Raw genomic sequence first — 3,609 nt, 5'->3', positions numbered from 1 at the left:
GAACTGACCGAGAAACTGTCAAAGCCAGAACTCAGACAAGTCAATCAGCGAATTACTGCGCGTTACCATTTACGGGCGCTATCACAAAATGAGTTGCCTGCGTATGTGGCTCATCGTTTGTCGGTTGCAGGTGTTGATGGACAGCTATTTCCACCTTCCTCCATTAAACGCCTTTACCGCCTGACAAAAGGAATTCCAAGGTTGGTGAATATCATCTGTGACAGGGCGCTATTGGGGGCTTACGTACAGAGGGAAAGCCGGGTAGAAGCGGGCACGTTAGGTAAAGCCGCCAATGAGGTGTTTGGTGAAACACCGGATGGTCGATCAACACTGGCAAGGTATTCAAGGCCGACAGTGATGATTGGATCATTAGTTGCCATTATTACCTTGAGTTTGGTTCTGGTTAAGAACATGCCGGGCAATAATGTGTTTGAGAGCTTACAGACAGTTACGCATCAGATAAGTGAACCACCGCCTAACGATACAAGCACCTCAACGTTATCAGAGAAGAACCTTACCGACCAGAGTGATGAAACGGTAATCGGCGGACAGGAACTGTCTAATCCAGCGAATTGGCAGTGGCCAACCGGCACCGATACCCGCCGCACTGAAGTTCAGGCATATAAGACATTGATGCAGCAATGGGGCCTTACTTATGAGCCCAGAAAGCAGCCGGCTGTATGTCGGTATGCTGAAGCTAACGGTCTCAGATGTCTCTTCAAAATCGGTAGCTTAGATGAGTTGATTAACCTGAATCATCCAGCAGTGATCAGCCTGTTTAACGCCAAAGGGCAAAGCTTCTATGCGACGTTATTAGGTGTACACAACGGCGTGGCCAAAGTGTTTATTGCAGGTGAAGTTCGCTTGGTGGGTATAGAGGATCTTAAGCTGTGGGTTGAGGGCAAATACACTGTTGTATGGCGAGTCCCTCAGCATTACAAAGCGCCTATTCATCCAGGCACCGAAGGGCCAGAGGTGATCTGGTTGGATCGTCAGCTAGCATTTGCTCAAAGTCGGGCTCCACGTTATTTCCGTTTTCAAAAATATGATAACGGGCTGGTAACGCAAGTTAAACGATTTCAGGAAAGTCATGGATTAGTACCGGACGGTGTTGTCGGACCTCATACGGCCATTCTTCTGAATTCTGTTACTCAGAAAGATGATCCGATACTTGAAGCAAAAGAGGGAGGCGTGTGACATGTCCTATATCCTTGATGCACTTAAGCACTCCGATCACGATCGAAATCGCGGGCGTATTCCCGATATTCAAACTCAAACACTGTCATTACCTGAAACACCGAGCAACAAGTCGACTTCCTATCTATGGGCGGGCGCTGTTTTCCTCGGGATTGTGATTGCGCTAACAGGTGGTACCGTTCTGTTATCAAAATTTTCTGCGCTCCCGGTTCAACAGGATTCACCCGAAACTGCGATGGGTACAAAGGACTTCAGTGACAACAAAACGGTGACGGTCAAGTTGCCAATTGACGCTAAAGATCCTCCGCTGAGAAATGATGATTGGTTGTTGTCGGCGGAGGTGCTTTCCGATGTAGAGAACGTCAGAATTCGTACGGCCAGCGCACGCGCAAGTGATATGTCTGTTGCCCCAACGCGGTATGCAGACAATATTAAGCGACAGAAGACTGCGTCATTAACGAAAAAACCTCAAGCCATTCAAAAACCAGCAGCCAAAACCACTGCTAAGGTCGTTCAGCAACCCGTTCCCGTTGCGTCATTGACACCCCCTATTGCGAAAGAGGTCCTACCTTCCAGGCCCGACCCCTATGCAGGCATACCACATCAGAAACAGTTGCCTTCAACGTTTCAAAAGGCGTTGCCCGATCTCACGTTCAGCGTCCACATCTTTTCGTCTAAACCCGCCTCAAGAATGGTTAAGATTAACGGGCAGCGTTTACGTGAAGGTGATCCAATCGCTGCGGGATTGACCCTGAAGCAGATCACCCAGGACGGGGTGATTCTTAGCTATAAAAACAGGCAATTTTGGATTAACGCTCGCTGATCAGTCATAAGCCTACCCAACGAACTAGAGCGCATTCAATCCTGTCATCCTCATAAGAAAACCGATATTGCATGTGATTTTTTGTGATGAGATTGTTATGAGATCTAGCCAGATGACGAATAGGGTGGTTTAACCTGTTTTGCATCCTGATGCTCCGACAATCGTTGATCTACCGATTGGTTTGGTTCGCTAAGTCAACTTTTGTTATTCCAACTGATGTGAATTGGAATTGACGTTTTCTTTTCTCTATTACAAGTCGTTACATCTCTGCACAACTCACTACATCCGCCGCAAATCCTGTTTACAGCGTATAGGTAATCTAGCCATATCGAACTTTTGCATACCAGCAGCCCCCCTTCCTGCTGAAGTGAAGTTCTTGAATAAAAACAAATAAAAATGCGCTACTGCGGAGGACGAACACAATGAACTCAAAGATGAAGCGCCGGCTTTCCGGTGTTTTGCTGGGGGCGGCAATTGCTGCTGCATCAGGCACAGCGTCTGCGTACAACCTGGTTAATGAAGACGGTACTGAGCTGAACTTTGATCTGGAGCTGATCGCAGGCTATTTCAGTAGCCAGGAAACATACGGAAACGCTGAAAGTAAACCAAACTGGACTGAAGTCTACGCAAAATATGGTTTTTCTGGCAGCAAAGCACTGGAAAATGGCGCAGCTATTTACGGTGCGGCAAACGTTCTGAGTTCTGCAACGTTTGGCGATGGCGATGCTGCGGGCCTGACAACAGGTGATGAGAGTGAAACCGAAATTGAAGATCTATACGCCGGTTTTCGCAATGATATGGTGGATTTTTCCATCGGTCGTCAGAACGTCACAATCGGCGATGGATTTCTCCTGAACGGCGACTCGCTGAATATGGGTGAAGGGCTGGATGGGATTGTGCCTGGCTTTAGTGCAAACCGTGGCGGTGCGTACTGGCTGGCAGCGCGTAAAGCGTTTGATAAAACCGCCGTATTGAAAGTAGGTGGGGACTCAGGCCTGCGCTCCGATATTTTCTGGATTGAATCCGACAACCCGGCTCAGGCAAGCGTAGAGCTGGCAGGTATTAACGTTGAGCACGTATCCGATAACGGTACGTTCGGTGCGATGTATATGGAAGGTCAGGGCGTAGATGCCACTGAAGCTTCTTTCTTCGGCTACGAAGGTCGTGACGGTCAGGAAACCTTTAGCTTGCGCTATCAGGGCAATGCGGGTGTTGAGAACTTATTCCTGTCTGCCGAATACGTAACTCAGGAAAATGGTGTGACCGGTGCAGATGCGGATGCATGGTATGCCGAAGCAGGTTGGACCTTTGCGGATATGCCTTGGTCACCAAGCGTAAACTATCGCTACACCAGCTATGACAATGGTTACGACCCGCTATTCTTCGGTTTCAACCGTGGATATGGAACCTGGTTCCAGGGTGAGGTTGCAGGCAATTACGCAGGACCATTTGGTACTGATTCCGATATCCACTATCTCGGTGCTACCGCACACCCAAGCGAAACGTTGACGGTCGGCGCAATGTATTTTGACTTCAGCGATACCAACAACGGTGCGGGTACAAATGACGCAAATGAAATCAATATCTGG

Annotated in this window: 3 protein-coding genes; all 3 read left to right on the top strand. The window is 48.5% G+C overall.

Annotated elements, in window-relative coordinates; translation table 11 throughout:
* Positions 1-1,197: peptidoglycan-binding protein (locus tag ABYW01_RS16710; protein WP_372834880.1), on the top strand; the 1,197-nt coding region annotated here is incomplete at its 5' end.
* A gap of 1 nt (position 1,198) precedes the next feature.
* Positions 1,199-2,020, top strand: coding sequence for a general secretion pathway protein GspB (locus tag ABYW01_RS16705; protein ID WP_372834877.1), 822 nt, complete (start codon positions 1,199-1,201; stop codon positions 2,018-2,020).
* Between the two features lie 422 nt (positions 2,021-2,442).
* Positions 2,443-3,609 (top strand): hypothetical protein (locus ABYW01_RS16700; protein WP_372834875.1); only part of this gene is annotated, 1,167 nt, incomplete at its 3' end.

Source organism: Pontibacterium sp. (assembly GCF_041587635.1).
GTDB lineage: Bacteria > Pseudomonadota > Gammaproteobacteria > Pseudomonadales > Balneatricaceae > Pontibacterium.
The sequence above is the reverse complement of the archived record's forward strand: the minus strand, read 5'-3'. Positions and strand labels throughout refer to the sequence as shown.

What these genes read in the sequence shown, in the direction of transcription:
- ABYW01_RS16705 (WP_372834877.1), top strand. Translation starts at nt 1,199, where the DNA reads ATGTCCTATATCCTTGATGCACTTAAGCACTCCGATCACGATCGAAAT.